Source organism: Streptomyces asiaticus (assembly GCF_018138715.1).
GTDB classification, from domain to species: domain Bacteria; phylum Actinomycetota; class Actinomycetes; order Streptomycetales; family Streptomycetaceae; genus Streptomyces; species Streptomyces asiaticus.
In genome coordinates, this window is record NZ_JAGSHX010000006.1 from 9,550,263 (window position 1) to 9,573,830 (window position 23,568).

The 23,568-nt window shown below is 72.3% G+C and carries 21 protein-coding genes, 2 pseudogenes and 1 riboswitch; of the genes and pseudogenes, 10 read left to right on the forward strand and 13 right to left on the reverse strand.

Going from position 1 to position 23,568, the window contains the following annotated elements; all coding sequences use genetic code 11:
* Window positions 1-107: 107 nt before the first annotated feature.
* From KHP12_RS47820 to KHP12_RS47830, 3 genes and pseudogenes are all read left to right on the forward strand, one after another.
* Entirely contained in the window at window positions 108-725 is a 618-nt protein-coding gene (locus KHP12_RS47820) for a TetR/AcrR family transcriptional regulator (RefSeq protein WP_210610326.1), read from the forward strand.
* Window positions 722-927 (forward strand): annotated as a pseudogene (locus KHP12_RS47825) (ferredoxin). The gene KHP12_RS47820 and the pseudogene KHP12_RS47825 overlap by 4 nt, the downstream one beginning before the upstream one ends.
* 52 nt (window positions 928-979) lie before the next feature.
* Window positions 980-1,126, forward strand: a pseudogene (locus KHP12_RS47830) (cytochrome P450); the annotation flags it as partial.
* On the opposite strand, the gene KHP12_RS47835 reads toward KHP12_RS47830, so the two are convergent.
* The 3 genes from KHP12_RS47835 to KHP12_RS47845 are packed head-to-tail and all read right to left on the reverse strand — an operon-like array spanning window position 1,093 to window position 3,499.
* Window positions 1,093-1,395 carry a non-oxidative hydroxyarylic acid decarboxylases subunit D gene (locus KHP12_RS47835; RefSeq protein ID WP_210608906.1) on the reverse strand — a complete coding sequence of 101 codons (303 nt, stop codon included), beginning with the start codon at window positions 1,393-1,395 and terminating at the stop codon, window positions 1,093-1,095. The pseudogene KHP12_RS47830 and the gene KHP12_RS47835 overlap by 34 nt on opposite strands.
* Window positions 1,396-1,449: 54 nt before the next feature.
* A complete protein-coding gene (locus tag KHP12_RS47840) occupies window positions 1,450-2,874 on the reverse strand; it encodes a non-oxidative hydroxyarylic acid decarboxylases subunit C (protein WP_211834683.1) in 1,425 nt (474 codons plus the stop codon).
* Window positions 2,875-2,905: 31 nt separating this feature from the next.
* Window positions 2,906-3,499, reverse strand: coding sequence for a non-oxidative hydroxyarylic acid decarboxylases subunit B (locus KHP12_RS47845; protein WP_086883726.1), 594 nt, complete (start codon window positions 3,497-3,499; stop codon window positions 2,906-2,908).
* A gap of 151 nt (window positions 3,500-3,650) precedes the next feature.
* Here KHP12_RS47845 and KHP12_RS47850 point away from each other — a divergent pair, with 151 nt between their 5' ends.
* Window positions 3,651-4,541, forward strand: coding sequence for a helix-turn-helix transcriptional regulator (locus KHP12_RS47850; protein ID WP_211834684.1), 891 nt, complete (start codon window positions 3,651-3,653; stop codon window positions 4,539-4,541).
* A gap of 118 nt (window positions 4,542-4,659) precedes the next feature.
* Here the strand turns inward: KHP12_RS47850 and KHP12_RS47855 are convergent, their stop codons facing one another.
* Window positions 4,660-6,720, reverse strand: coding sequence for a phosphocholine-specific phospholipase C (locus KHP12_RS47855; RefSeq protein WP_211834685.1), 2,061 nt, complete (start codon window positions 6,718-6,720; stop codon window positions 4,660-4,662).
* A 395-nt stretch (window positions 6,721-7,115) separates the two neighbouring features.
* On the opposite strand from KHP12_RS47855, the gene KHP12_RS47860 reads away from it, so the two are divergent.
* Both KHP12_RS47860 and KHP12_RS47865 read left to right on the forward strand, forming a co-directional pair.
* Entirely contained in the window at window positions 7,116-7,934 is an 819-nt protein-coding gene (locus KHP12_RS47860; RefSeq protein ID WP_086883729.1) for a SigB/SigF/SigG family RNA polymerase sigma factor, read from the forward strand.
* Window positions 7,935-8,021: 87 nt separating this feature from the next.
* On the forward strand, window positions 8,022-9,134 hold the full coding sequence (locus tag KHP12_RS47865) for a CapA family protein (RefSeq protein ID WP_086883730.1): 1,113 nt from the start codon (window positions 8,022-8,024) through the stop codon (window positions 9,132-9,134).
* A 37-nt stretch (window positions 9,135-9,171) separates the two neighbouring features.
* Here KHP12_RS47865 and KHP12_RS47870 read toward each other — a convergent pair whose 3' ends face one another.
* The 5 genes from KHP12_RS47870 to KHP12_RS47890 are packed head-to-tail and all read right to left on the reverse strand — an operon-like array spanning window position 9,172 to window position 14,362.
* Window positions 9,172-10,179, reverse strand: a complete 1,008-nt coding sequence (locus KHP12_RS47870; RefSeq protein ID WP_245010016.1) for a lysylphosphatidylglycerol synthase transmembrane domain-containing protein — start codon at window positions 10,177-10,179, stop codon at window positions 9,172-9,174.
* 21 nt (window positions 10,180-10,200) lie between these two features.
* Window positions 10,201-11,418: a glycosyltransferase 87 family protein gene (locus KHP12_RS47875; protein ID WP_086885518.1), complete on the reverse strand. Its 1,218-nt coding sequence runs from the start codon at window positions 11,416-11,418 to the stop codon at window positions 10,201-10,203.
* Window positions 11,415-12,905, reverse strand: a complete 1,491-nt coding sequence (gene mptB / locus KHP12_RS47880; RefSeq protein ID WP_244203346.1) for a polyprenol phosphomannose-dependent alpha 1,6 mannosyltransferase MptB — start codon at window positions 12,903-12,905, stop codon at window positions 11,415-11,417. The genes KHP12_RS47875 and mptB overlap by 4 nt, the downstream gene beginning before the upstream one ends.
* A 21-nt stretch (window positions 12,906-12,926) precedes the next feature.
* Window positions 12,927-14,168, reverse strand: a complete 1,242-nt coding sequence (locus KHP12_RS47885; RefSeq protein ID WP_208653235.1) for an NAD(P)/FAD-dependent oxidoreductase — start codon at window positions 14,166-14,168, stop codon at window positions 12,927-12,929.
* The gene (locus KHP12_RS47890; RefSeq protein WP_086885529.1) at window positions 14,165-14,362 is read right to left on the reverse strand and encodes a ferredoxin; all 198 of its coding nucleotides are present in this window, start codon (window positions 14,360-14,362) and stop codon (window positions 14,165-14,167) included. Before KHP12_RS47890 ends, KHP12_RS47885 begins: the two co-directional genes overlap by 4 nt.
* 349 nt (window positions 14,363-14,711) lie before the next feature.
* On the opposite strand from KHP12_RS47890, the gene KHP12_RS47895 reads away from it, so the two are divergent.
* The gene (locus KHP12_RS47895; protein ID WP_211834686.1) at window positions 14,712-16,640 is read left to right on the forward strand and encodes an FUSC family protein; all 1,929 of its coding nucleotides are present in this window, start codon (window positions 14,712-14,714) and stop codon (window positions 16,638-16,640) included.
* A gap of 38 nt (window positions 16,641-16,678) precedes the next feature.
* On the opposite strand, the gene KHP12_RS47900 is transcribed toward KHP12_RS47895, so the two are convergent.
* Both KHP12_RS47900 and KHP12_RS47905 read right to left on the reverse strand, forming a co-directional pair.
* Window positions 16,679-17,758 carry an NlpC/P60 family protein gene (locus KHP12_RS47900; RefSeq protein ID WP_211834687.1) on the reverse strand — a complete coding sequence of 360 codons (1,080 nt, stop codon included), beginning with the start codon at window positions 17,756-17,758 and terminating at the stop codon, window positions 16,679-16,681.
* 60 nt (window positions 17,759-17,818) lie between these two features.
* Entirely contained in the window at window positions 17,819-19,324 is a 1,506-nt protein-coding gene (locus KHP12_RS47905; RefSeq protein WP_211834688.1) for an AlkA N-terminal domain-containing protein, read from the reverse strand.
* A 351-nt stretch (window positions 19,325-19,675) separates the two neighbouring features.
* Here KHP12_RS47905 and KHP12_RS47910 point away from each other — a divergent pair, with 351 nt between their 5' ends.
* Window positions 19,676-20,104 carry a VOC family protein gene (locus tag KHP12_RS47910; RefSeq protein WP_086885522.1) on the forward strand — a complete coding sequence of 143 codons (429 nt, stop codon included), beginning with the start codon at window positions 19,676-19,678 and terminating at the stop codon, window positions 20,102-20,104.
* Window positions 20,105-20,259: 155 nt separating this feature from the next.
* A complete protein-coding gene (locus KHP12_RS47915; RefSeq protein ID WP_211834689.1) occupies window positions 20,260-21,165 on the forward strand; it encodes a hypothetical protein in 906 nt (301 codons plus the stop codon).
* Window positions 21,166-21,169: 4 nt separating this feature from the next.
* Here the strand turns inward: KHP12_RS47915 and KHP12_RS47920 are convergent, their stop codons facing one another.
* The gene (locus tag KHP12_RS47920; RefSeq protein ID WP_211835009.1) at window positions 21,170-22,021 is read right to left on the reverse strand and encodes a bifunctional 5,10-methylenetetrahydrofolate dehydrogenase/5,10-methenyltetrahydrofolate cyclohydrolase; all 852 of its coding nucleotides are present in this window, start codon (window positions 22,019-22,021) and stop codon (window positions 21,170-21,172) included.
* 49 nt (window positions 22,022-22,070) lie between these two features.
* A riboswitch (ZMP/ZTP riboswitch) is annotated at window positions 22,071-22,157 on the reverse strand.
* Between the two features lie 165 nt (window positions 22,158-22,322).
* Between KHP12_RS47920 and KHP12_RS47925 the strand changes: the two genes are divergently transcribed.
* Window positions 22,323-22,559 (forward strand): hypothetical protein, encoded by a 237-nt coding sequence (locus KHP12_RS47925; RefSeq protein WP_086885525.1) that lies wholly within the window; start codon window positions 22,323-22,325, stop codon window positions 22,557-22,559.
* Between the two features lie 71 nt (window positions 22,560-22,630).
* Here the strand turns inward: KHP12_RS47925 and KHP12_RS47930 are convergent, their stop codons facing one another.
* A complete protein-coding gene (locus KHP12_RS47930; protein ID WP_211835010.1) occupies window positions 22,631-23,566 on the reverse strand; it encodes a LysR substrate-binding domain-containing protein in 936 nt (311 codons plus the stop codon).
* Window positions 23,567-23,568: the final 2 nt, after the last annotated feature.

Genomic DNA, 23,568 nt, shown 5'->3' on the forward strand with positions numbered 1-23,568 from the left:
TTCACGCGCTTTAGGGTGGCCGCGACAGCTCACAGGAACCACGGAGACTGGAGGCCACGGTGACCGACGCACGCACCGTCCGCTCCGCCGGGACCCGCGAGGCCATCATGGCCGCGGCGGAGCGGCTCTACGCCGAGCACGGCCTGGTCGCGGTGTCGAACCGGCAGATCAGCGAGGCGGCCGGACAGGGCAATGTCGCCGCGGTCGGCTATCACTTCGGCACCAGGGCGGATCTGGTCCGCGCCATCATGCGCAAGCACTCCGAGGCGATCGAGGAGATCCGGCGGCGGATGGCGGAGGAGACCCGCGGCAGTGAGGAGGTCCGGGACTGGGTCGCCTGCCTGGTGCGCCCCGCCACCGAGCACCTGGCCACCCTGGGCGTCCCCTCCTGGTACGCCCGGTTCGCCGTCCAGGTGATGACCGACCCCGTGCTGCGGGCGATCGTCACCGACGAGGCCCTCACCCGGGAGCCGCTGCGGGAGACCCTCCACGGCCTGGGCGGCTGCCTGGACGCCCTGCCCGCCGAGGTACGGGCCGAACGCGGCGACATGGCCCGCCAGTTGATCACCCACACCTGTGCCGAACGGGAGCGCGCCCTCGCCGAGGGGACCAGTACGCGCCAGCCGTCCTGGTACGACACGGCCGGTGCGCTCACCGACGCCATCACCGGTCTGCTCCTCGCCCCCGTCACCCGCCGTTCCCCAGCCAAGGAGGCCCGGACATGAAGATCACCGTCGACGAGGAGAAGTGCTGCGGCGCGGGCCAGTGTGTGCTCATCGCGCCCGAGGTGTTCGACCAGCGCGAGGAGGACGGCGCATCGTCCTGCTGCTCGACGCCGAGCCCGCCGACGGGCAGCACACGGCCGTCCGGGAGGCCGCGAGTGTCTGCCCGGCGGCCGCGATCCAGCTGAGCGAGTCTCGGGACTGATCAACGGGGGCCCACTCCCGACCGGCCCTCGGAGGAAGACCGTGACCACCTCCCGCTGGCCCGGATGGAGCTCCAGGTGGTCTACCCCGCCCTGTTCCGCCGCGTCCCCACCCTGCGGATGGCGGCGGACCTGGCGGACATCCCGTTCACGTACGACGCGGTGATCTACGGAGTGTACGCACTCCCGGTCACCTGGTAGCCGTTCCGGCCTCGGGCCCTGAGCAGCGGCGGAACGGCCGGGACCTCCGGCGCGGCACCGATGTCCTCGGGCGTCAGCATGAACTCCTCCGGGTAGGCGTCGCGCCGGGTGCGCCGTGCGGGCTCGCTGGTGCGCCACATGTACAGGCACCGTGCGCACTGGAGCACCTCCCAGACGCCGGGGACGGGGGAGCCGGTGATGTGCTCGATCGTCTCGTGGGCACAGCGCGGGCACGGGGAGGCCGGGCGCGGGGGAGTGGTGTCGGACATCCGAAGTCCTTCCGTGAGGTGGGGTTGGGGTGGGATGGGGTGTCGGTGGTGTGGTCAGCGGGTGGCGGCGAGCTGCCGCAGCCGGGTCAGCCACTCGGCCGTCTCGGGTAGATCGCGCACCTGGGTGCCGTAGTTGCCGCGGTTGTCGGGGGCGACGGGGGTGGTGGCGTCGATGATGAGCTTGTCGGTGATACCGGGCGTGCTGGCCTGCGGGGCCAGCTCCAGCACCGACAGATTGGGGATCCGCACCAGATCGCCCGCCGGGTTCATCTTCGTGGACAGCGCCCACATCACCTGGGGGAGGTCGAACGGGTCGACGTCCTCGTCCACCACGATCACGGTGGCGGCGTAACCGAGGCCGTGCGGAGTGGTCAGCACCCGCATGCCGACCGCCTTGGCGAAACCGCCGTAGCGCTTCTTGGTGGACACGATGACCACCAGCCCGTGGGTGTACATCGCGTTGACCGCCTGGACCTCGGGGAAGTCGCGGCGCAGCTGCTTGTACAGCGGCACACAGGTGTTGGCGGCGATCAGATAGTCCACCTCGGTCCACGGCATGCCGAGGTAGAGGTGCTCGAAGATCGGGGCGGTGCGGTAGGAGATCCGGTCGATACGGATCACGGGCATGTTCCGGCCGCCGGAGTAGTGGCCGGTGAACTCGCCGAACGGCCCCTCGATCTCCCGCCTCCGGCCTTCGATGACGCCCTCGATGACCACCTCGCTGCCCCACGGCACGGGCAGCCCGGTGAGCGGGGCCCGGGAGACCGGGGCGGGGGCGCCGCGCAGGGCGCCGGCCAGCTCGTACTCGTTCTGCTCGTACTCCATCGGGGTGGAGGCCACGATGGAGATCACCGGCTCGTTGCCGAGCGCGATGGCCACGGGCAGGTCCTCGCCCCGCTCCTCGGCGGTGTGCAGATGCTGGGCGATGTCATGCATCGGCACCGGTTGGATGGCGAGCGTGCGCCTGCCCTTGACCTCGATGCGGTAGATGCCGACGTTCTGCTTGCCGCTGTGCTGGGGGTCGGCGGGGTCCTTGGAGATCACGGCCGCCTTGTCGATGTAGAAGCCGCCGTCGCCGTCGTTGAGCCGGATCAGCGGAAGCACCCGGAAGATGTCGGCGTCCTCGCCCTCCAGGGTGTTCTCGGCCCACACCGGGTTCTCGCGCCACTCGGGGGTCACCGGGAAGGTGTCCCAGCGGCGGATGAACTCCTCCACCTGCTCCTTGGTGCCGGTCTCCTTGGGCAGGCCGAGCGCGAGCGCGTGATTGGCCCAGGAGCCGTGCACATTGAGCGCGATCCGCGCGTCGGTGAAGCCCTTGACGCGGTCGAAGTACAGCGCGGGGGCGTGGCCGCCCAGGCGCGGGGCCGCGTTCGCGGCTGCGGCGATGTCCGGCTCCGGCATCACCTCGTCGTCGATGTGCAGCAGCTGACCCTCCTTCCGGAGGGCGTCGAGGAAGCCGCGGAAGTCGTCGTAGGCCATGGGAACTCCAAGTAGGCGAGGGGCGGGGGAATCAGGCGGCGGTGGGCTTCGGGCCGCGCGCGGCGCGCATGCCCGCCCACCGCTTGGCGGCGGGCGCGGGCAGGTCGAACTGGTCCAGGAGGCGGGCCGTGAGGTGGTCGACGATGTCGTCCACCGACCGGGGGTGGTTGTAGAAGGCGGGCATGGGCGGGACCATCCGCACGCCCATCCGGGAGAGCGCCAGCATGTTCTCCAGGTGGATCTCGCTGAGCGGGGTCTCCCTCGGTACCAGGACGAGCCGGCGCCGCTCCTTGAGGACCACGTCCGCGGCGCGGCCCACCAGCCCGTCGGCGTATCCGGCCCGGATCCCGGCGAGGGTCTTCATCGAGCACGGCGCGATGATCATGCCGTCGGTGCGGAAGGAGCCGGAGGAGATGGTGGCGCCCTGGTCCTCGGGGGAGTGGGTCACATCGGCGAGCCCGGCCACCTCACGGGCGGACCGGCCGGTCTCCAGCTCGATCGTGGTGCGCGCCCAGCGGCTGAGCACCAGATGGGTCTCCACCCCGGGCAGCTCGGCCAGCGTCTCCAGCAGCCGGACGCCGAACACGGCACCCGTTGCTCCTGTCATGCCCACGATCAATCGCACGGTGGCGCGCTCCCTCGGCTGCTTCGGGTGGAATGCTCTCGATGGAAGGGGAAGCGGTGACCACGGGGACTCTTTCGGTCACCCGTTCACCACAACGCACTCCACGCTAGATGCGGACCAGGGGACACCAGCCGTACACTGAAGACGCGCTATGGACAGAAACGGACACCGTGATGTCACCGAGGTTCCGTTCCGGCCCTCCGTGGGAGCCCCGCCGGGAGCGGTCGTGCTGGACTTCCCCGGGCTCGCCGCCCGCGCCCGGAGCCATGGCCTCGATGTCCACGCCCCGATGCGGCTCGCCTTCCACCAGCTGATCACCGTACGCTCCGGGACGCTGCGCTGCTCGGTGGACTTCACCGAGCACGAGCTGACCGAGGGCGGCTGGATGTGGGTGCGCCCCGGGCAGATCCACCAGTTCCGGTCCGCCCTCGGCGCGGCGGACGGTGCCGCCGTGCTCTTCCCGCCCGGCTATCTCGGCGCCGCCACCGCCGCGGTCGCCCGGCTGGACCGGCCCGCGTCCCGGTCCCCGCTGGTGGTGCCCGAGGGCGCCGACGCCGAGGCCGTCCGGGGCGTCCTGGATCTGCTGGAGAGCGAGTACCGGACGGTGTCCGGGCCGCTGGAGGCGCATGTCGAGGTGGTGCGCCACCTCGTCGCCGTCCTCGTGCTGCGGCTGGCCCATCTGCCCGGCGCCCGGAGCGCGGACACGGCAGGCAGTGCGGCGTTCCGCCGCTTCCAGCAGGCCGTGGAGCGCGACTACACCCGCACCCACCGGGTCGAGGACTACGCGGACCGGCTGGGCTACAGCGTCCGCACCCTGACCCGGGCCACCCGCGCCACCGTCGGATGCGGCGCCAAGCGGTTCATCGACGACCGGGTGCTGCTCGAGGCCAAGCGGCTGCTGGTGCACACCGATCTGTCCGCCACGGCCATCGGCGAGCGGCTCGGCTTCCCGGACGCCACCGTCTTCACCAAGTTCTTCCGGCGGCGCTCGGGCGAGACCCCGGCCGGGTTCCGCACCCGCGCCTCGGGCGCGCGGCGCTGACGGCCCGAGCGTCATATCTGAGGCTGACGGCCCGAGCGATGGGCGAGGGGGAGAAGCACCGCGCGCCCGCCCGGCGGGGAGCCGGACGGGCGCGCGACGAGGGACCGGTGGCGGAGGCTCAGTCCGCCGAGAGCGCGGGGTCGCTCATCCCCGCACGGCCGGTCTCCACATGCCCGGCCAGCCGGCGCAGATAGCCACTGTCGTGGTCGGAGACCACCGACACGTCGTACCACTGGTGGCTGCGTCCGGTGCGGGCGGTGTGCACCACCCGCGCGCCCGGCCGGAGCCGGTAGTTCACCGGCTTCTCCTTGTGGTAGCCGTCCGTGACGGTGAGCCGCACCGTCGCGTCGCCCTGGTTGACGAGGGTCAGCTTGACCTCCCCGGTCGCCCGGTCGTGACGGGCGCTCACCTCGGGGCCCTCGCCGCCGGCGTGACCGGTGAAGTGACGCAGGAAACCGGCCGGACCGTGCACCTGGAGGTCATAGGCGCCGTTGTCCGCCGAGGAGCGCTGCCAGCTGCCGGACAGCCGGTTGCCCGCCTCGACGGTGTAGCCCCACGGCCCGCCCTCATGGCTCGCGGAGGTCACGTGGAAGTGCGCGGCGGTGCCCTTGCCGTGGTGGACGAAGTCGACCCGCAGACCGCCGTCGGCGCCGGTCGTGGCATCGGCCGACAGGTCGTACGGCAGCGGCCTGGCCGGGCGGAGCCCGGACTCCTGCCGGGGCAGCGAGGGGTTCGCCGGGAGCGCCGGCACATAGTCCGGGTGCCGCTCGTTGTCCTTGGGCCGGTAGCCGCTGGTGTCCGGCAGGGCCGGGACCTTCACATCGGTCCGGGAGAAGTCGAAGGCCTCGGTCAGATCGCCGCACACCGCCCGCCGCCACGGCGAGATGTTCGGCTCCTCGACGCCGAAGCGCTGCTCCATGAGCCGGATGACCGAGGTGTGGTCCAGCGTCTGCGAGCACACCCAGCCGCCCTTGCTCCACGGCGACACCACCAGCATCGGCACCCGCTGCCCCAGCCCGTACGGGCCCGCGGGCTGCGAGGAGGAGCCGGCGTACAGCTCCCCGGTGGTGTCCACGGTCGAGGCGCCCCGCTTGGCGGCGGGCGCGTACGGCGGCACCACGTGGTCGAAGAAGCCGTCGTTCTCGTCGTAGGTGAGGAGCAGCGCGGTCCTGCTCCACACCTCGGGGTCGGAGGTGAGCGCGTCCAGCACCTGGGCGATGTACCAGGCGCCGTAGTTGGCGGGCCAGTTGGGGTGCTCGGTGAAGGCTTCGGGGGCCGCGATCCAGGAGATCTGCGGCAGCTTGCCGGCCTTCACATCGGCCCGCAGGACGTCGAAGAAGCCGTCGCCGTTCTTGGCGTCGGTACCGGTGCGGGCCTTGTCGTACAGCGGGTCGCCGGGCTTGGCGTCGCGGTACTGGTTGAAGTACAGCAGCGAGTTGTCGCCGTAGTTGCCGCGGTAGGCGTCGTCGATCCAGCCCCAGCCGCCCTTGGCGTCGAGCCCGTCGCCGATGTCCTGGTAGACCTTCCAGGAGATCCCGGCCTTCTCCAGGCGCTCGGGGTAGGTGGTCCAGCCGTAGCCGGCCTCCGCGTTGTCCAGCACCGGGCCGCCGCCCTTGCCGTCGTTCCCGGTGTAACCGGACCACAGGTAGTAGCGGTTGGGGTCCGTGGAGCCGATGAACGAGCAGTGGTAGGCGTCGCAGATGGTGAAGGCGTCGGCCAGCGCGTAGTGGAACGGAATGTCCTCGCGGGTCAGATACGCCATGGTGGTGGCCGACTTCGAGGGCACCCACTTGTCGTACGCGCCGTCGTTGAACGCCACATGGCCGTCGCCCCAGCCGTGCGGCAGGTCCTGGAGGAACTGGAGCCCGAGGTCGTTCACCTCGGGGCGGAACGGCAGGACCTCCTTGGAGCCGTCGGACTGGTGCCACACCGGCTTGCCGCTGGGCAGCCGCACCGGTCGCGGATCGCCGAATCCCCGTACCCCGCGCAGGCTGCCGAAGTAGTGGTCGAACGAGCGGTTCTCCTGCATCAGCACGACGATGTGCTCGATGTCCCGCAGGCTTCCGGTCCGGCGGTTCGCCGGAATCTCCGCGGCGCGGGCGATGCTGGCGGAGAGGAGGGACATGGCCGTGCCGGTGCCGGCAAGTTGCATGAATCTTCGACGGTCTATGGAGGTCATGACGCTCCGGTCTCCTGTGGCGTTCGAAGGGAAGCGGGGGAACCGGTGCAGTCTCTTCCGCCAAGCCGGTACGGACAACGGCACATGGGCGAAACGGCGGGAAAGGCTGCGTAAATCTTGGCCGCGGGCCGCAACCTTGTCGCGACCCCTCCCACATGCCCGTACGGGCCGCGCACCGGACCGATGTGACGCATAACGCACCCTATGGACCCGCATCCATGGGGGCGAACTCCGTTTCGCTGTGCCGAGGAGGGGCACGCGCACAGTGTGCTTCGGACCGGAGGCACGCCATGGGAGCAGCCCGGCTGCGCAAGGCGTGTTCACGGTCGCCCGAGTTGTCCGGATTGTCAGAGCCTGTGGTGACACCGATACGACAGCCCAAGGGAGACCAGCCCATGACGTCCGCACGAGCACACCCCCGAGCACACCCCCGAGCACACTCCAAGCACGCACACGACGACGCCCCCGACACCTCCGCCGACTTCCGCCGGATCGCCGATCTGCCGGACGGTCAGGAGAAGGAGACCCTGCGGCAGGATGTCGTCCGGGCCTGGATGCCGATGGCCGAGCGCATCGCCTCACAGTTCCGCAACCGCGGTGAAAGCTCCGAGGATCTGCGGCAGGTGGCCATGGTCGGCCTGGTCAAGGCGGTCAAGCGCTATGAGCCGGACCGGGGTTCGGCCTTCGAGAGCTACGCCGTCCCGACCGTGGTCGGCGAGGTCAAGCGGCACTTCCGCGACCATATGTGGGGTCTGCACGTCCCGCGCCGGGTCCAGGAGCTGCGCAACCGGGTCCGCACCGCCATCCAGGAGCTGACCCGTTCACCGGACGACCGCTCGCCCAGCGTCAAGGACATCGCCCGGCACACCGGCATGACCGAGGAGGACGTCCTCGTCGGCATGGAGGCGCTCGACAGCTTCCGCACGCTGTCGCTGGACGCCGCACTGCGCGGCGCGGACGACGGCTACGCGCTGGTGGACACCCTCGGCGCCACCGAGTCCTCCTATGAGCGGGTGGTCCAGCGCGAATCCCTCAAGCCGTGCCTGCGCAGGCTTCCCGAGCGCGAGCGGGAAATTCTCTACCTGCGGTTCTTCTGCGACGAGACCCAGAGCCGGATCGCCGATCGGCTCGGCATCTCCCAGATGCATGTCTCCCGGCTCATCAACCGCACCTGCGCCCGTCTGGGGCAGGAGGTCGGAGCCCGTGCCGCGTGACGCCCACGCCCTCGGCCCTGACGCCGCCCCTCCGGGTCCCCACCCCGGGCACGATCACTCATGGCGACGCGCGCCTATCGTTGAGGTATGCACGACACGGCGGTGACGCTGTTCCTCTGCGGCGACGTGATGCTCGCCCGCGGGGTCGACCAGATCCTGCCGCATCCGGGCGATCCGGAGCTCCATGAGCCCTACATCCGTGACTCCCGTGCCTATGTGGAGCTGGCCGAGGAGGCCAACGGCCCGATCCCGCGCCCGGTGGACTTCTCCTGGCCCTGGGGCGACGCCCTGGCGGTGCTGGACGAGGAGGCGCCCGGGGTGCGGGTGATCAACCTGGAGACGAGCGTCACCCGCAGTGATGAGTTCGCCCCGGGGAAGGACGTCCACTACCGGATGAGCCCGGACAACCTCCCCTGTCTGACCGCGGTCCGGCCCGATGTCTGCGTCCTGGCCAACAACCATGTGCTCGACGCCGGCAGGCGCGGGCTCGACGAGACGCTCGACTCCCTGGCCGCCGCCGGGCTCCGGGTGGCCGGAGCGGGCCGTGACGCGGCCGCCGCGCGGCGCCCCGCCGCCGTCCCGGCCGGGGACCACCGCCGGGTGCTGGTCTTCTCGTTCGGCGCGGCCTCCAGCGGCATTCCGGGCCGGTGGGCCGCGACGGAGGGGCGGTCCGGGGTCGACTTCCTGCCCGAGCTGTCGGACGCCCGCGCGCACGCGATCACCGTCCGCGTACGGCAGCTCAAGCGCCCCGGCGACCTCGCCGTCGCCTCGGTGCACTGGGGCGGCAACTGGGGGTACGGCGTCTCACCGGACCAGGTCCACTTCGCCCACGCCCTGATCGACGGCGGTGTAGACCTCGTCCACGGCCACTCCTCCCACCACCCCCGCCCCCTCGAGGTGTACCGCGGCAAGCTGGTCCTCTACGGCTGCGGCGACATGGTCGACGACTACGAGGGCATCGGCGGCTACGAGCGGTACCGCGACGATCTGCGGCTGCTCTACTTCCCCGAGCTGGACCCGGACACCGGCCGTCTGCTGAACCTGCGCATGGTGCCCCTGCGGTCACGGCGGATGCGGCTGGAGCGCCCCGGCCACGAGGACGCCGCATGGCTGGGCGGAACCCTCGACCGGGTCGGGGCCTTCCTCGGCTCGCACATCGACGTCCGGCCCGATGACGTCCTCACCCTGCGCGGGCCCTGACCCCGCCGGACCCTGCGCGGGCCCTGACCCCGCCGGGTCAGACGATCTTCCAGCGGACCAGTCCGCCCAGCACCAGCGCCCCGGGGATCAGCGGCAGCCACACCGTGATGAAGCGGTACGCCAGCACCGTGGACGTGGCCGACTCGACCGGCGCCCCCGCCGCCACCAGCGCGATGACCAGCGCCGCGTCGACCGAGCCGATACCACCGGGGGCGGGGACGACGGCGGCCACCGCCGTGGCGGCCAGATACGCGAGCATCACATGGGCCGGCCGCACCTCGAGCTCCAGCGCCAGCGCGACCGCCACCAGCCCCGTCGCCTGGAGCAGCGGAAACGCCAGCGAACCACCCCACAGCGCCAGCGCCCTGGACGGCCGCATATGCAGCGAACGGGCGTCGGCCAGCGCGGTGCGCAGGAACGTCACCACGAGCCGGCGCACCGGACGGATCAGCGCCACCCCGGCCACCAGCACCCCGGCCGCCGCCACCACCCCGGCCACCACCGTCCCGCTCACCGACTCCGGGAGCAGCGGGCCCAGCCGCAGCGCCTCGGGAAACGCCACCAGCAGCACCAGCAGCAACCCCACCCGGGCCGTGGCCTCCGCCAGGAAGTACAGGGCGAGCGCCGCCGAGGAGCGGGCGGGCGGCAGCCCGCAGCCCGTCATGAACCGGATGTTGACCGCGCTGGCGCCGATCCCCGACGGCAGCAGGTGGTTGGCCGCCCCCGCGGCGAACTGGGTGGCGAACAGCCGCCTGGCCGGCAGCCGCTCCAGCACCGTGCCCTGCCGGGCGAACGACACCGCCACCCAGCCCAGCCCGGTGGTCGCCACCGCCGTCAGCAGCCAGTACGGATTGGCGGTGAACATCTGACGGGCTCCGGAGCCGATCAGCGACCGGTGCTGGACCACCCAGACGGCCACGACGAGCAGCGGCAGCAGACACAGGATCTGGCGCAGCGGCAGCCGCCGGTACAGAGGCCGGCGCCCCGCCTGCTCCGCGGGCCGGTCCAGGGGCTGCTCCGCGGGGCGCGGCATCGCTTCAGGCATCGGTCCGGACACTCCTGTCGGTCATGGGATACGTGCCGGATATGGCTCTTGACCCAGCATCGTCGCGGAACGCGCACCGCGCAGCGGGAGCGCGATCAGCAGGCCGAGGCAGATCCACACATAGGTGTTGCTGCCGAGGAAGCCGTCCACCCCGGTGGAGTCGAACCGCCACAGCCACACCACACTGCTGCACAGCAGCACGTACACCACCGCACCGACCTGGAGCAGCAGCCTGCGCCGGGCCGGTGGCGCGTCCGGCCGCAGCCCGCTGTCGACCAGCACCGCCAGGGCCGGAATCAGCCACACCAGATGGTGCACCCAGGTGATCGGGCTGATCAGACAGGCGGTCACCCCGGTCAGCGCGAACCCGGCCCGCTCGTCCCCGACGGCCACCGCGCAGCGCACCCGGTGCGCCCAGACGGCCAGCACCGCGAGCACCCCGAGCGCCCACACCACCCCGCTCGGCGGCACCGGATCGAACAGCCGGGCCAGCACCCCTTCCCACGACTGGTTGGAGACGTAGGAGAGCACCCCGATCCGGTCGGTGTCCCACAGCGCCTCGGTCCAGTAGACCCGTGAGGCCCCGGGCGCCACCGCCAGGGCCAGCAGGGTGGCGGCCGCGGCGGTGCCCGTGGCGGTCGCGGCGGCACGCCACCGCCGGGTGATCAGCAGATAGCCGATGAAGATCGCCGGGGTGAGCTTGATGGCGGCGGCGAGCCCGATGCCGCAGCCGGCGAACCGGCCATGCCCCGTGGACAGCAGCCAGGCGTCGAAGAACACCAGCACCAGCAGCAGCAGATTGACCTGCCCGAAGCTGAAGGTGTCCCGCACCGGCTCCAGCAGGACGAACAGGCAGGCCGCCACCACGAAGGCGAACCACTTGTTCCAGCCGTGCCGCCGGACGATCGGCCCGATCAGCCAGGTGAGCAGGATGGCCGAGGCGGCCACGTTGAGCACCATGCTCAGGGTGATCGCGGCCGGCCAGGTGAACAGGGCCATCGGCAGCATGCACAGCGCGGCGAAGGGCGGATAGGTGAAGCCGTAGTCCGCCCCGTCCGCGCCGGGGATGGTGAAGTCGTAGATACGGCCGTCCCGCAGCCAGTGGCCCACGGCGTCGTAGTAGACGTTGAGGTCGAACCAGTGCCGGTGCAGCGGGACGAAGGCCAGGAACAGCGCCACCGCCACGGTCAGGGCGAGCGCCAGGACCAGCCGTCCACGCGATGTGGTGGGCCCCGTCATGCCGAACGCTCCGATCGGTGGCCGCCGGAGACGGCGGGCAGCGCGTTGCCGGTGGCGAACCCCGGCGTATGCCGTACGCACCACAGCGCGCACACCGCCAGCGCACCCCCGCACACGGCGTACGTCAGCTGCCGCGAATCCGGCGCGAACCCATTGGGCAGCACGGCCAGCGCGAGCACCCCGCTCCCGGCCACCACCGCCTTGCGCACCGTTCCGCCGGGACCGGCCGCCGCGATCACGAACAGCCCCCACAGCACGTACCAGGGCCGGATCGCCGGGCCCAGCACGGCCACCGCGATCAGGCTCAGCCCCAGCGCGTACACCGGCCGGGGCCGGGGCGGGCGCAGCCAGGCGGCCCCGATGGCCACGGCGGTGGCCAGCAGCCCCAGACCGTGCCACGCGGGCGCGGCCAGCGGCGCCAGTCCGCTGCCGACGGCCTCCAGCAGGGCGCCGGTGGCGCGGCCGAGCGTGCTGGTCAGCGCCCAGTTGTCCGGTGAGGCCGGGATGGTGAGCGCGGAGATCCAGCCGTAGCCGGTGCCGGTGACGGCCGTCGCCACTCCCGTGGTGGCCAGGGACAGCGCGGCGGTGGCCGCCACGGCGCCGACGCGGCGCCTGCGGCCCTCCACCCGGCGCGCCCACAGCGTGGCGACCGCCAGCAGCCCCAGCGCGGCCGGGGCCTTGACCAGGGCGGCGAGCGTGACCAGCACCGCGCCACAGGCCGGCCATCGGCCCGTCGCGGCCACCAACCCGGCCCCGAGCAGCCCGAGCATCACGGCATCATTGTGCGCCCCACCCACCAGATGCAGCAGCAGGAGCGGGTTGAGACCGCCCAGCCACAGGGCGGCGCTCGGGTCGGTGCCGCAGCGGCGGGCCAGAACGGGCAGTGCGAGCACCATCAGCGCCACCCCGAGCAGCGCGATCAGCCGCAGCCCGATCACCCCGAGCGACGGCTCGGCGCGCGAGGCATGAGCGATGGCCGATTCGAAGGCCAGCGAGACCGGGCCGTACGGCGTCGGGGTGTGCTGCCACACCGGCGCCACCTCGTCCGCCAGCGGCCCGCCGAGGCGGATGGGGCCGTGGGTGTAGACGTCGATGCGGGCGTGCACCATGGCGCCCTGGGCGAGGTAGCTGTACACATCCCGGCTGAACAGCGGCGGCCCGGGCAGCAGGGGAGCCGCCCAGGTGGCGAGCGTGATCAGCAGGGAGCGGGGGCCGGGCGGCTTCGGCCCGCGCACCTCGCGCCCCAGCAGCCACCACGCCGCGATCAGCAGCACCAGCCCGAAGTAGGTGCTGATCAGCCCGAGCGCCTCTCTCCCGGAGTCAGGGGTGAGGGCGTTCCCCACCGGTAGCGCTCCGGCCGTCGCTCCGCCCGCTGCCAGGGCCAGCGACCCGGCGAGCCCGAGGAGCCGGCAGTGACCAGGAGCGACGGCGACACGTTGAAGGAGAAGACGACGGACCAGCACCTGGCCAGCCTCGCGAGAGCGCATGGCCGGAAATTGACGTCGCGGTCACCGGAGACTGGCCGAGAGGTGTCGGCCGGGCCACACCGCCTGGGGAGCGGGCAGGATCGATGCCCACGGTGCCCGGTCAACCACGAGTTGACGCAGTTTGCGCAGCTCGCAGGGGCTGTTCCAGCCGAGGACCCCGACCACCCGGCCCCGGTGTCCATAGGCGACGACGAAGTGGCCGCCCTCGAGCTCGCCGTGGAGCACGGCGAGTTCGGCGTCGGCGGGGAAGATGCCGTACGCCTGGATATGGGCGTCGTACTGATCGGTCCAGAAGTACGGCACGGGGGCGAACGGCTGGTTCTCGCCGAGCACGTTGTGGGCGACGGCCCGCGCCTGTTCCGTGGCGTTCAGCCGGTGTTCCAGCCGCATCCGGCAGCCGAAGTGGTTGTTGTGCCACGAGGCGACATCACCGGCCGCGTAGACGCCCGGCGCCGCGCGGCAGGTGGGATCGCATTCGACACCGTTGCGCAGCTCAAGGCCGGATCCGGCCAGCCAGCCGATCGCCGGGGCGGCGCCGATGGCGACCACCACGACATCGGCGTCCAGCAGTGTGTCGTCGGTGAGTTCGAGACCGGTCACCCGGCCGCCGGACTCGAAGAACCGCCGTACCCCGGTGCCACAGCGCATGGACACCCCGTTCTTCTTGTGCAACTGCCCGACCAGGGCGGCTATCCGATCGCCGAACTGCCGCCGCATCGGCACCGGCCGGGGGTCGATCATGGTGACGTCCAGCCGCATCCTGCGGGCCGCCGCCGCGGCCTCCGAGCCGAGGAAGCCCGCGCCGACCACCGCCACCCTCGCACCCGGCTTGCGGCGCAGATCGGCGCGCAGGGCGAGGGCGTCGTCGAGGGTGCGCAGCAGATGCACCCCGGCCAGATGGTGGGCGCCGGGCAGGCTGTTGGGGGTGACACCGGTGGCGATGACCAGGGCGTCGTAGGAGACGCTGGCACCGCCGTCCAGCACCACCCGGCGGGCGGCGGTGTCCAGGCCGCTGGCGGAGCTGCCGAACAGCAGCCGCGCGTCGAGGGCGGACAGCTCCTCGTCGGTGCGCAGCTTGATCCGGTCCGGCTCCCAGGTGCCCGCCAGGATCTGCTTGGACAACGGCGGGCGGTTGTAGGGGGTGTGGGGCTCGTCGCCGATGAGGGTGAGCCTTCCGTCGTACCCCTCGGTGCGCAGTGTGACCGCCGCGGTGAGCCCCGCGACCGAGGCACCCACGATCACGACGTTCCGCGGTGTGCTCACGAGTCGGCCAGGGCGATCGCCAGGGCGGGGCAGACGGCGGCCGCGTGACGGACGTCGTCGTGCAGCTCAGCCGGCGGGCGGTCGTCGAGGAGTACGGCGAGACCGTCCTTGTCCCGCTGGTCGAACACGTCCTGGGCGGCGAGGACGCACTGTCCCGAGGCGACGCATTTGTCCTGATGCAAGGTCACCTGCATGGCGTTCTCCGGCACTGGGGATCAACGGAAGGCGGTTACCAGACGAATGTTCGGCAACGGGCGCAAGGGAGGCTAGTTCTCCCGCGTACCCAGCACAACACGCTCCGCAAGAAGCTGGCCACGGAGCGAGACATATGAGCCTGGCATGTGCACCCCGAACAGGCCGACCGGCCGGTCCGGGAAGACTGTACAAAACACCAGGTCATACCCGGGTCCACGGGCCGGGGGCGGTTTTTGCGCGGGGTGGGGCATCAGCGGCTCACATGGCGGAAATACGCAGGTTACGAAAGTTCCGCATTGCTCACGTACGGTTCGAAGAGCCCCACGATTTCCACCTCACGGAGGATCCTTGCGCGCGCTCCGCACACCGCCCGACTGGCTGACGCACCCCCTGCGCGGAGTGCGGGCCCTGCGGGGGCCCGTGCCCTGGGCGGCCGTGGTCCGCGGGGCCCTCGGCGTGGGACCGGTGGTGGCCGTCGGCGTGGCGTCGGGACACACCCCGTTCGGGATGCTCGCCGGGCTGGGGGCGATGTTCGCCCACATCAACGACCGCCCCGCCACCCGTGCCACCCGCGTCGTGCGCATCGGCCTGCCCGCCCTCGCCGGGGCCCTCGGGCTGCTGACCGGGGCCTGGCTGGGCACGCTGGGCCTCGGCATCTGGATCGCGCTCGCCCTCGCCGCGGTCGGACTGGTCTCCGGCGCGATGAGCGCCATCGGCCCGGTCTGCTCCTCCGCCGGGGTGCAGCTGATGGTGCTCGCCGTCGTCGGCGCGGGCATGCCCCTCCCGGTGGCCCCGCCGGCCCGGGCGGGGCTGCTGCTCATCGGCGCCGCATGGGTGATCGCCATGGCCGCCCTGCTGCCCCGCGTCATCCCCTCGCGCCAGGCCGCGCCCTCCGGTGAACGGGAGGCGGTGGCCGCCGTGTACGACGCCCTGGCCGACCTGATGACCGCGGTCGGCACCGACGAGGGCCAAGCCGCCCGGCGCAAGCTGACCGCCGCCTACGACGCGGCGTACGAAGCCCTCTACGCCCACCGTCTCCCCCTGCACCGCGTCGACGAGGAGGAGCGGCGGTCGCGCGACCGGCTGGCGGTGGCCGGAGCGCTCAGTGAGGGCATCCTGACCCTCCTGTGGGAGGACGAACCCGTACCCGAGCGCATCGCGCGCACCCCCGCCCAACTGGCCCGCTCGGTACGGACCGGACTGCCACCGGGCCGGCTGCCCGCCCCGGTGCCCGACACCGCGGGCAATGTGGCCATGCACCGGGCCGTGCTGCTCGCCGCCCGGGTGTTCGACGGCGAACCGGCGCCGCCCGTCGGCGCGGTGGTCCCCGGTCACCGGCAGCGGCTGCGCCGCGCGCTCGGTCCGGCGGGCCGGGAGTACGCCGCCCGGGTGGCCCTGTGCGTGGGCGTCAGCACCGCCCTCGCCCAGCAACTGCCTGGCGCGCACTGGTACTGGCTGCCCGCCACGGCTGCCTTCCTGGTCAAGCCCGACATGGGCCCGCTGGTCTCGCGGGCCCTCTCCCGCGCCCTCGGCACCGCCGTGGGCGTGGCCGTCTTCGGCGGCCTCGCCACGCTGCTCGCCCCGGGCGCGGGCGACCCCGGCATCTGGCCGGTGGCCGTCGCGGCGGTCTGCTCCGCGCTGATCCCCGTCTCCGTACGCCACTTCGCCCTCCAGACCGCCGTGCTCACCCCGCTGCTGCTCTCCCTGGTCTACCTCGGCGGCGACACCGACCCCGGGTTCACCCGGCTCACCGACACGCTGCTGGCCTGCGGTGTGGTCCTGGCGGCCGGGGCGCTGCCCGGGCTCGGCGGCCCGCACGCCCAGGTGTCGGTACGGCTGTCGCTCGCGGTCCGCGCCACCCGCGACCACCTCGACCGGGTGCTCACCGCCGAGGCGCCGTACGCCACCCGGCTGCGGCTGCGCCGCGAGGCCTACCGCGCGCTCGCCGACGCCCGCCGCGCGGTGGAGGTGGCCAGTGCCGAACACCCGCCGTTCGGACGGGACCTGGCGGCCTGGGCGCCGGTGGTGCTGGCCCTGGAGAAGATCGTGGACGCGGTCACGGCCTGCGGCGTACGGCTCGACCAGGGCGCCCCACAGCCCGATCCCGCCCTCGCGGCCCGGCTGCGGGCCGCGCTGTCCGACCTGGCCGACGCCGTCGCCGCCCGCCGGCCCCCGACGGACCTCGTCCTGCCCGCAGGGGCTGCGGTGGGCGACTGCGCGACCATCGCGGATGTCACCGCCGGGCTGCGCACGGTGCGCGACCTGGCGGCCGGCTGATCCCGTTCACCTCCCAGGCGACCGCCGGCCGACCCCGTTCACCTCCCCGGCGGCGGATTGCCCGGCGCGCAGAGCGGCACACCGTCCTGCCACGCGCCGCCCTTGAGATAGATGTTGCTGATCCATCCCTGCCGGTCGGAGAGATAGCTCCAGGCGTCGTTGGTGTAGCCCTCGGCCGTCACCTGCTCGGCGGGGACCTGGCACTGGACCCGCACCTGGCTGGGCCCCTGAAGCGTGGTCACGGCCGGTGAGCCCTGTGCGGGGTCCCGGTGGACCCGTACGTCATCGCCCCAGGTGTTACGGAAGTCGACGTTGTCGCCGTAGCCCCCGCCCTGGTCGGTGTCGCATTCGGGAATGCCCTCGAGCCAGGCGCCGCCGCGGACGTAGATGTTGAACACCCACGCGTTGCGGTCCGGCAGATGGGCCCACGCGTTGTTGGTGACACCGTCCGCGGTGACCTCCTCGCCCCGCGCCTGGCAGTCGACGCGTACCGTCGTCGGCTTCGCCGGCGCGTCCGTCGCCTGGGCCTTCGAGGACGGACCGCTGCGCGCTGTGACATCGGTGCCCCACGTCTGGCGCTGCGGTCCGGCGCCGTCACCGGGTGGACGGCCCTGACCCGGATCCCCGTCACACGCCGGGACACCCGGAATCCACTCCGGCCCCTTCACACAGATGTTGCTGACCCAACTGCCGCCGTCGTCCGGCAGATGCGACCACACATCGCTGGAGTAGCCCTCGGAGGTGACCCGCTCGGCACGCCGCTGGCAGTCGACGCGGATCCCCGTCGGCCCGGGGAAGGTGGAGTGCACCGCGGAGCCGATGGACGGCTCGGTGTGGGTGCGCACATTGGTGCCCCAGGTGGACTGGGGCGCGTCACCACCGCCGCCACCACCCGCGCCACTGACCCGCACGGCACCGGTGTAGTCGTCATGGCTGCGCAGCGGGGCCACCCGGCTCTCCTCATCGGACTGCGGGGCCTCGGCGATCTGCCCGTTGCCCAGATAGATCGCGGTGTGGTGGATATTGCCCGCGGTGCCGAAGAACACCAGATCGCCGGGGCGCGGCGCGCCCTCGCCCTGCCCGGCCGTCATCCGCACCGGCCACGAGGCGTTGTACATCTGCTCCGCCTGCGCACGCTCTCAGCGGCATAAAGGGGCCGCGGGTGTCTCCCGGCGGGGTCACGCGGGCCGGGGCCGCGGGGCGTTCCAGAGGTGGTGCATGGCGTACGAGCGCCAGGGCCGCCAGCCCTCGGAGTCCTCCAGATGGGCCCCGGCGCCGCGGGCCCCGGCCCGTACGGCGACATCCGACTCCAGCAGCACATCGGGGTCGCTCAGCGCCCGCATCCTGATGTAACCGGACGTCCAGGGGCCGATGCCGCGCAGCCCCAGCAGCTCCTTCTCGGTCCGGTCGCGGTCGGCGCCCGCGTCCAGCCGCACGGTGCCGTCCGCGAGCGCGGTGGCGAGCGTGCGCAGCGTGGCGCGCCGGCTCTCCACCGTGCCGAGCTCGGCGAACGGCGCCTCGGCGAGATCCTCCACGCTCGGGAAGAGATGGGTCAGCCCGCCGTCCGGCCGCTCCAGGGGCTTGCCGTACGCGGCGATCAGCCCATTGCCCAGCACCCGCCCGGCGGCCACCGAGACCTGCTGGCCGAGCACGGCGCGGAGGGCGAGCTCATGCGGGTCGGCGGCGCCCGGCGAACGCAGCCCCGGCCGCGCGGCCACCAGGGGCGCGAGGGCGGCATCGGCGCCGAGGCGCTCGGCGACCGCGTACGGATCGGCGTCCAGGTCGAACAGGCGCCGGATCCGCTGGATGGCGGTGGTCAGATCGCGCAGCTCGGTCAGGCGCAGCCGGCACTCCAGCCAGCCGTCGCCGGGCCGTTCGTCGACCTCGACGATGGCGCAGGCGTGCGGCAGCCGCAGCGTGCGGCGGTAGGTACGGGCGCCCGGTGCGCCCGCCATCTCCTCCAGGCCGATGAGGGCACGCCGGGCGAGGTAGTCGAAGACCTGCGTGGTGTCGTACGGACCGCGGTAGGCGAGCCGCAGCGGCACCCCGGCCGTTCCGCCGTTCGTCCCACCGTTGGTCCCCAGCACCCCGCCGGGCGCCCCCGTGGGCCCGGACAGGGCGGACTTCTCCGGCCGGGCGGCGCGCAGCTCGGTGGGGGTGGCGGCGTAGACCTCGCGCAGGGTGTCATTGAACTGCCGGACGCTGGAGAACCCGGCCGCGAACGCGATCTCCGAGGCCCGCAGCGCGGTGGTCTGGAGCAGGATCCGCGCGGTGTGGGCGCGCTGGGCGCGGGCGAGCGCCACCGGCCCGGCACCGAGCTCGGCGGTCAGCTGCCGCTGCACCTGCCGGGCGCTGTACCCGAGCCGCGCGGCGAGCCCGGACACCCCTTCCCGGTCCACCACCCCGTCCCCGATCATCCGCATGGCACGGCCGACGGCGTCCGCCCGCGCGTTCCAGTCGGCGGAGCCGGGCACGGCGTCCGGCCGGCAGCGGCGGCAGGCCCGGAATCCGGCGCCCTGTGCGGCGGCCGAGGTCGGGAAGAACCGGACGTTCTTGCGCCGGGGTGTGGTGGCGGGGCAGCTCGGCCGGCAGTAGATCCCGGTCGTGGCGACACCGAAGAAGAACTCGCCGTCGAACCGTGCGTCGCGGCTGCACACCGCCTCGTACCTGCTGTCGTCGCTCATCACACCTCCACTGTGCGCCAAGGGAGAGGAGGCGTGCTGGCGGAAATCGGACATGACGCTCGCCCCCCGGGTGCCGCCGGGGAGTGACCAGGTGCCCGGGTCCCGGATGGGCTTGTGCGCGGCGCGGAGATGGCGCGGGTACTGACCGCCGGGGCCGGACACGCGGGCGCTGCTAGAGTCGGCGACGTGACTGCCGGGTCGGCCATGGGCCACGCACGAGTGAGGCGCCCGGCCTCGGCGTGAGCCCGAGGCGGGCCAGAGGCCCGCCCCTTCCTCCGTGTCCTTCCTCCTGGCGCCCGTCCGTGTGGCGCCTGTTCCAGCGGATTCCACGATGCGGAGACACCACCACAGATGTCACACCACGCCCAGCCCCAGCACGACTCCGAGCCCCCGGCCACCGCCGTCCAGCTGAATCACACCGCCGTCTACGCGCACGACCGGGCGCTGTCCGCCGAGTTCATCGCCGCGATTCTGGGGGTGGAGGTCGGAGCCCCGTTCGGCCCGTTTCTGCCCGTCGATCTCGGCAACGGCGTGACACTCGACTACTACGAGAAGCGCGACGAGCCCATACAGCCGCAGCACTACGCGTTCCTCGTGCCCGACGAGCGGTTCGACGCCATGATCGCCCGCCTGGAAGCGGTCGGCGTCACCTACTACGCCGATCCCCACCACAACGACCCCGGTCGGATCAACCGTCTCTTCGGCGGCCGTGGCGCGTACTTCGACGATCCCAGTGGCCACAACATGGAGATCATCACCCGGCCCTACATCCGCCCTTAGCCACCGGCCCCGGCCACCGGCCCTGGCCACGGGGGGCATGCGCCACAGGGGGCGTCCGAAAGGGCGCCCCCGCCGGGCCGTACACCCGCGCGGCGCCCGGCCGGCTACCCCTCCTGCTGAGGAGAACGGTCACCGTCGTCCCCGTCGCGCTCTTCGTGGTCCTGGCCGCCACGCTGGACCTGCGGGCGTCGTTGTACGCGGTGGTCCCGCTGAGCCTGCTCGTGGGCGGCGCGGTCTGGCAGGACACCGCCGACCACGCCCTGGCCCGCAGTCCACGAGCGCTGCTGCGCGCGGACCGCCGGACCGTATGGACGCTGCCCGGCACGCGCGCCGTCGCCGAACCCCGCCGTGCCGCCGCCGCGGTGGTGTGCCTCCTTCCGTTGCTGGCGATGTTCCTGGGCGAACAGGTCAAGACGTACTACCCTCCGGGGATGACGCCGCCCTCCCACAGCGAGGAACTGGTCACCGGCCGGGACTGGTTGCTGGCGTCGCTGAGCAGCGCCGATCCATCCGTGCCACGAGATGCGATCGCCTCGGCGCTGTCCCCGCTCGTGGTCTGTCTGATGCTGCCCGGGCTGGCCATCACCCGCATCACCCCGGACGACGAACGCTACCGCTCCCTGCCCGAGGCCTGTGAGCTGCTGGACGAGCACATGGCCGCGCGGGCCATCCCCCGACCGCGACTGTCGACCCGGGAAGCCTTCAGCCACGGGGAGTCCCGCTGTTACTGGACCACCGACGGCGATGTGTCGCCCAGAATCGACCTGGTGGTCACCATCGGGCAGGCGGAGGCGGGGCAGAGCGCCGTCCAGGAAGCCGTGATGACGTTCCGCAACGCGGACACCATCAGCGGAGAACACGGCTGGGGCCGCAGGTCCACGCTCGACCTCGGGCAGGAGGTGGCCTGGTGGCGATGGGACGGCGGCGGTCAGGTGCTGGTGCGCCAGGCCAACGTCGTCCTCAACATGGACATGCACGGACCCGGCGCCGACACACGGCTGCCCGCCTTCGCCGAGGAGGTGCTGCACCGGGCGCTGACAGGAGCCCGGCGCGGCGGCTGACCGCTCAGCAATCCGCCCGTACGCCGGTCAGACCCGTCTGCCGCCGGGCGGCGTCCACGGTCTGTGCCAGCAGGACGGCGATGGTCATGGGCCCCACCCCGCCCGGCACCGGGGTGATCAGCCGGGCACGCCGACACGCGGAATCGAAGTCGACGTCCCCGACGTTGCCGGGGTTGTACCCGGCGTCGATCACCACGGCGCCCGGCTTGATGTCCTCGCCACGGATGAGCCGGGGCCGGCCCACGGCCGCCACGACGACATCGGCTTCCCGGAGTGCCGCGCTCAGGTCGGCGGTCCTGGAGTGGCAGTACGTCACCGTCGCGTCCCGGGCCAGCAGGAGCATTCCCACGGGCTTGCCCAGGATCGGACTACGGCCCACCACCACGGCGCGCCGCCCCGCGAGCTCGACGCGGTACTCGTCCAGGAGGCGCATGATGCCTCCCGGAGTGCATGACGCGAACCCCGGCAACCCGAAGCTCATCGCCCCGAAGGAGCTCATGGTGACGCCGTCGACATCCTTCTCGGGAGCGATGGCCTCGAACGCCGCCCGCTCATCGATATGAGCCCCGACGGGATGCTGTAGCAGGATGCCGTGCACTTCGGGGTCCTGGGACAGGGAGCCGAGGGTGGCGACCAACTCCGAGGTCGTCGTGGCGGCAGGCAGGGCGACGAACCGTGACGCTATCCCCGCCTTGGCGCAACGGGCGCGCTTCATACGGACATACGTGGCCGAGGCCGGATCCTCGCCCACCAGCACCGTTGCCAGACAGGGGGTGATTCCCGTGCGTCGAGCGATCTCCGAAGCATGGCCCGCCGCTTCCGCCACGATGCGCCGGGCGAGACCGGCGCCATCCATGAGCTGGGCCGTCTGTGTCGAGGACAAGGTCGCCTCCCAGGCGTTACCGACTACTCGCCCAGGCGCACGGCATCGACCCGATCGTCAGGCCGCTCCCCGGTGGTGCTCCACCTCAGCGCCAGTCACGGCCCGACACCACTGTAGGACACCCCGGACGGTCTTCGTCGGGCGTTTTTCTTCCCCTTTCCCGCCGCCATCCACCAGGCGTTTCCCCGCGGATGAGCGAATGCCACCCCTGGCCGGACCATGATCCGATGCCCCCTAGACTGTCTCGCAATCCTCACGTTGATCGGAGCACGACATGCGTCGCCTTGCCCTTGCCCTCCTGGCATGTTCAGCCCTCACACTCGCCGGGTGCGCGCAGGACTTTGACCGGGGCCCTGACGGGACCGTCACCGACAAGGTCAAGGACGGGAAGAAGTTCTACCTGGTCGTGGATCCGGCCAAGGGCGGCGAGGAGAAGAAGTTCCGGGTCAGCAAGTACGACTACCACGACTGCAACCGTGGCTCGAAGTACCCCAAGTGCGTTGACGACTAAAGGTCATTGAGCCCGAGCGTACTCCTCGTCGGCCCCGACCGTCCGCGGTCGGGGCCGACGATGTTTCCGTTTCACCCGTCGGCCGAGGCGGCCACGTCCGCGGCCGCCTGCCGCAGCGCGTGGCGGCAGGCCATGATCGCTGGGTGTCGGGTGCGGCCCCGGCGTACGGCGGTGAAGACACGGCGGGTGCGCCGGCCCCGGGGGAGCTGTCGCAGCGCGACGGTCGGGGGCGCTCCGTTCCATACGAGGCTGGGGAGCAGGGCGGCGGCGTGGCCCTGCTCGACGAGGCGGAGGTGGATCAGGAGGTCCGTGGTCTCGAACCGCACATCGGGCTCGAAACCGGCGTTCCGGCACAGGGTCATGGCCCAGTGGCGGGCGGCCGTGCCCTCGGGCTCCATGGCCCAGGGAAGGCCGGTGAGCGAGCGCAACGAAGCCGTGGGGCCGCCCTTGGGGCCGGGCCCGGTGTCGCTCCGCTCACCGGCCCGTGCGGGCAGGGAGAGGTGGAGGGGGTCATCGAACAGATCCTCCTGCTCCAGACCGGGCGGCCGCGGGTTGGGGTTGCCCGGGTACTCCTCGGCGACGACCAGGTCGAAATCGCGGGCCTGAAGCGCGGGGATGGCCGTTTCCGGTGGCATCTGCGTGATGTGCGCTCTCAGGCCGGGATGACGGTCGCGCAGCAGGCTCAGCATGCCGGGCACCAGGGCGAGAGTGGCCGTCTGGAACGAGGCGATGCGCAGGGTGCCGGTCAGATCGGTGAGGGAAGTGGCGATGTCCGCCTCGGCGTGCTCCAACCGCTCCAGCACCGCCTCGGTATGGGCGACGAGGATCTCGGCCTGCTCGGTGAGCCGCACCCGGCGGCCCACCGGCTCCAGCAGCCGGACACCGACCTCCGCCTCCAGCTGGGACAGCTGCTGGGAGACGGACGACGGGCTGCAGGAGAGGGCGGCGGCGACGGCCGCGAGGGTGCCGCGGTGCTTGAGCTCGCGCAGCAGACGCAGTCGGTGCAGGT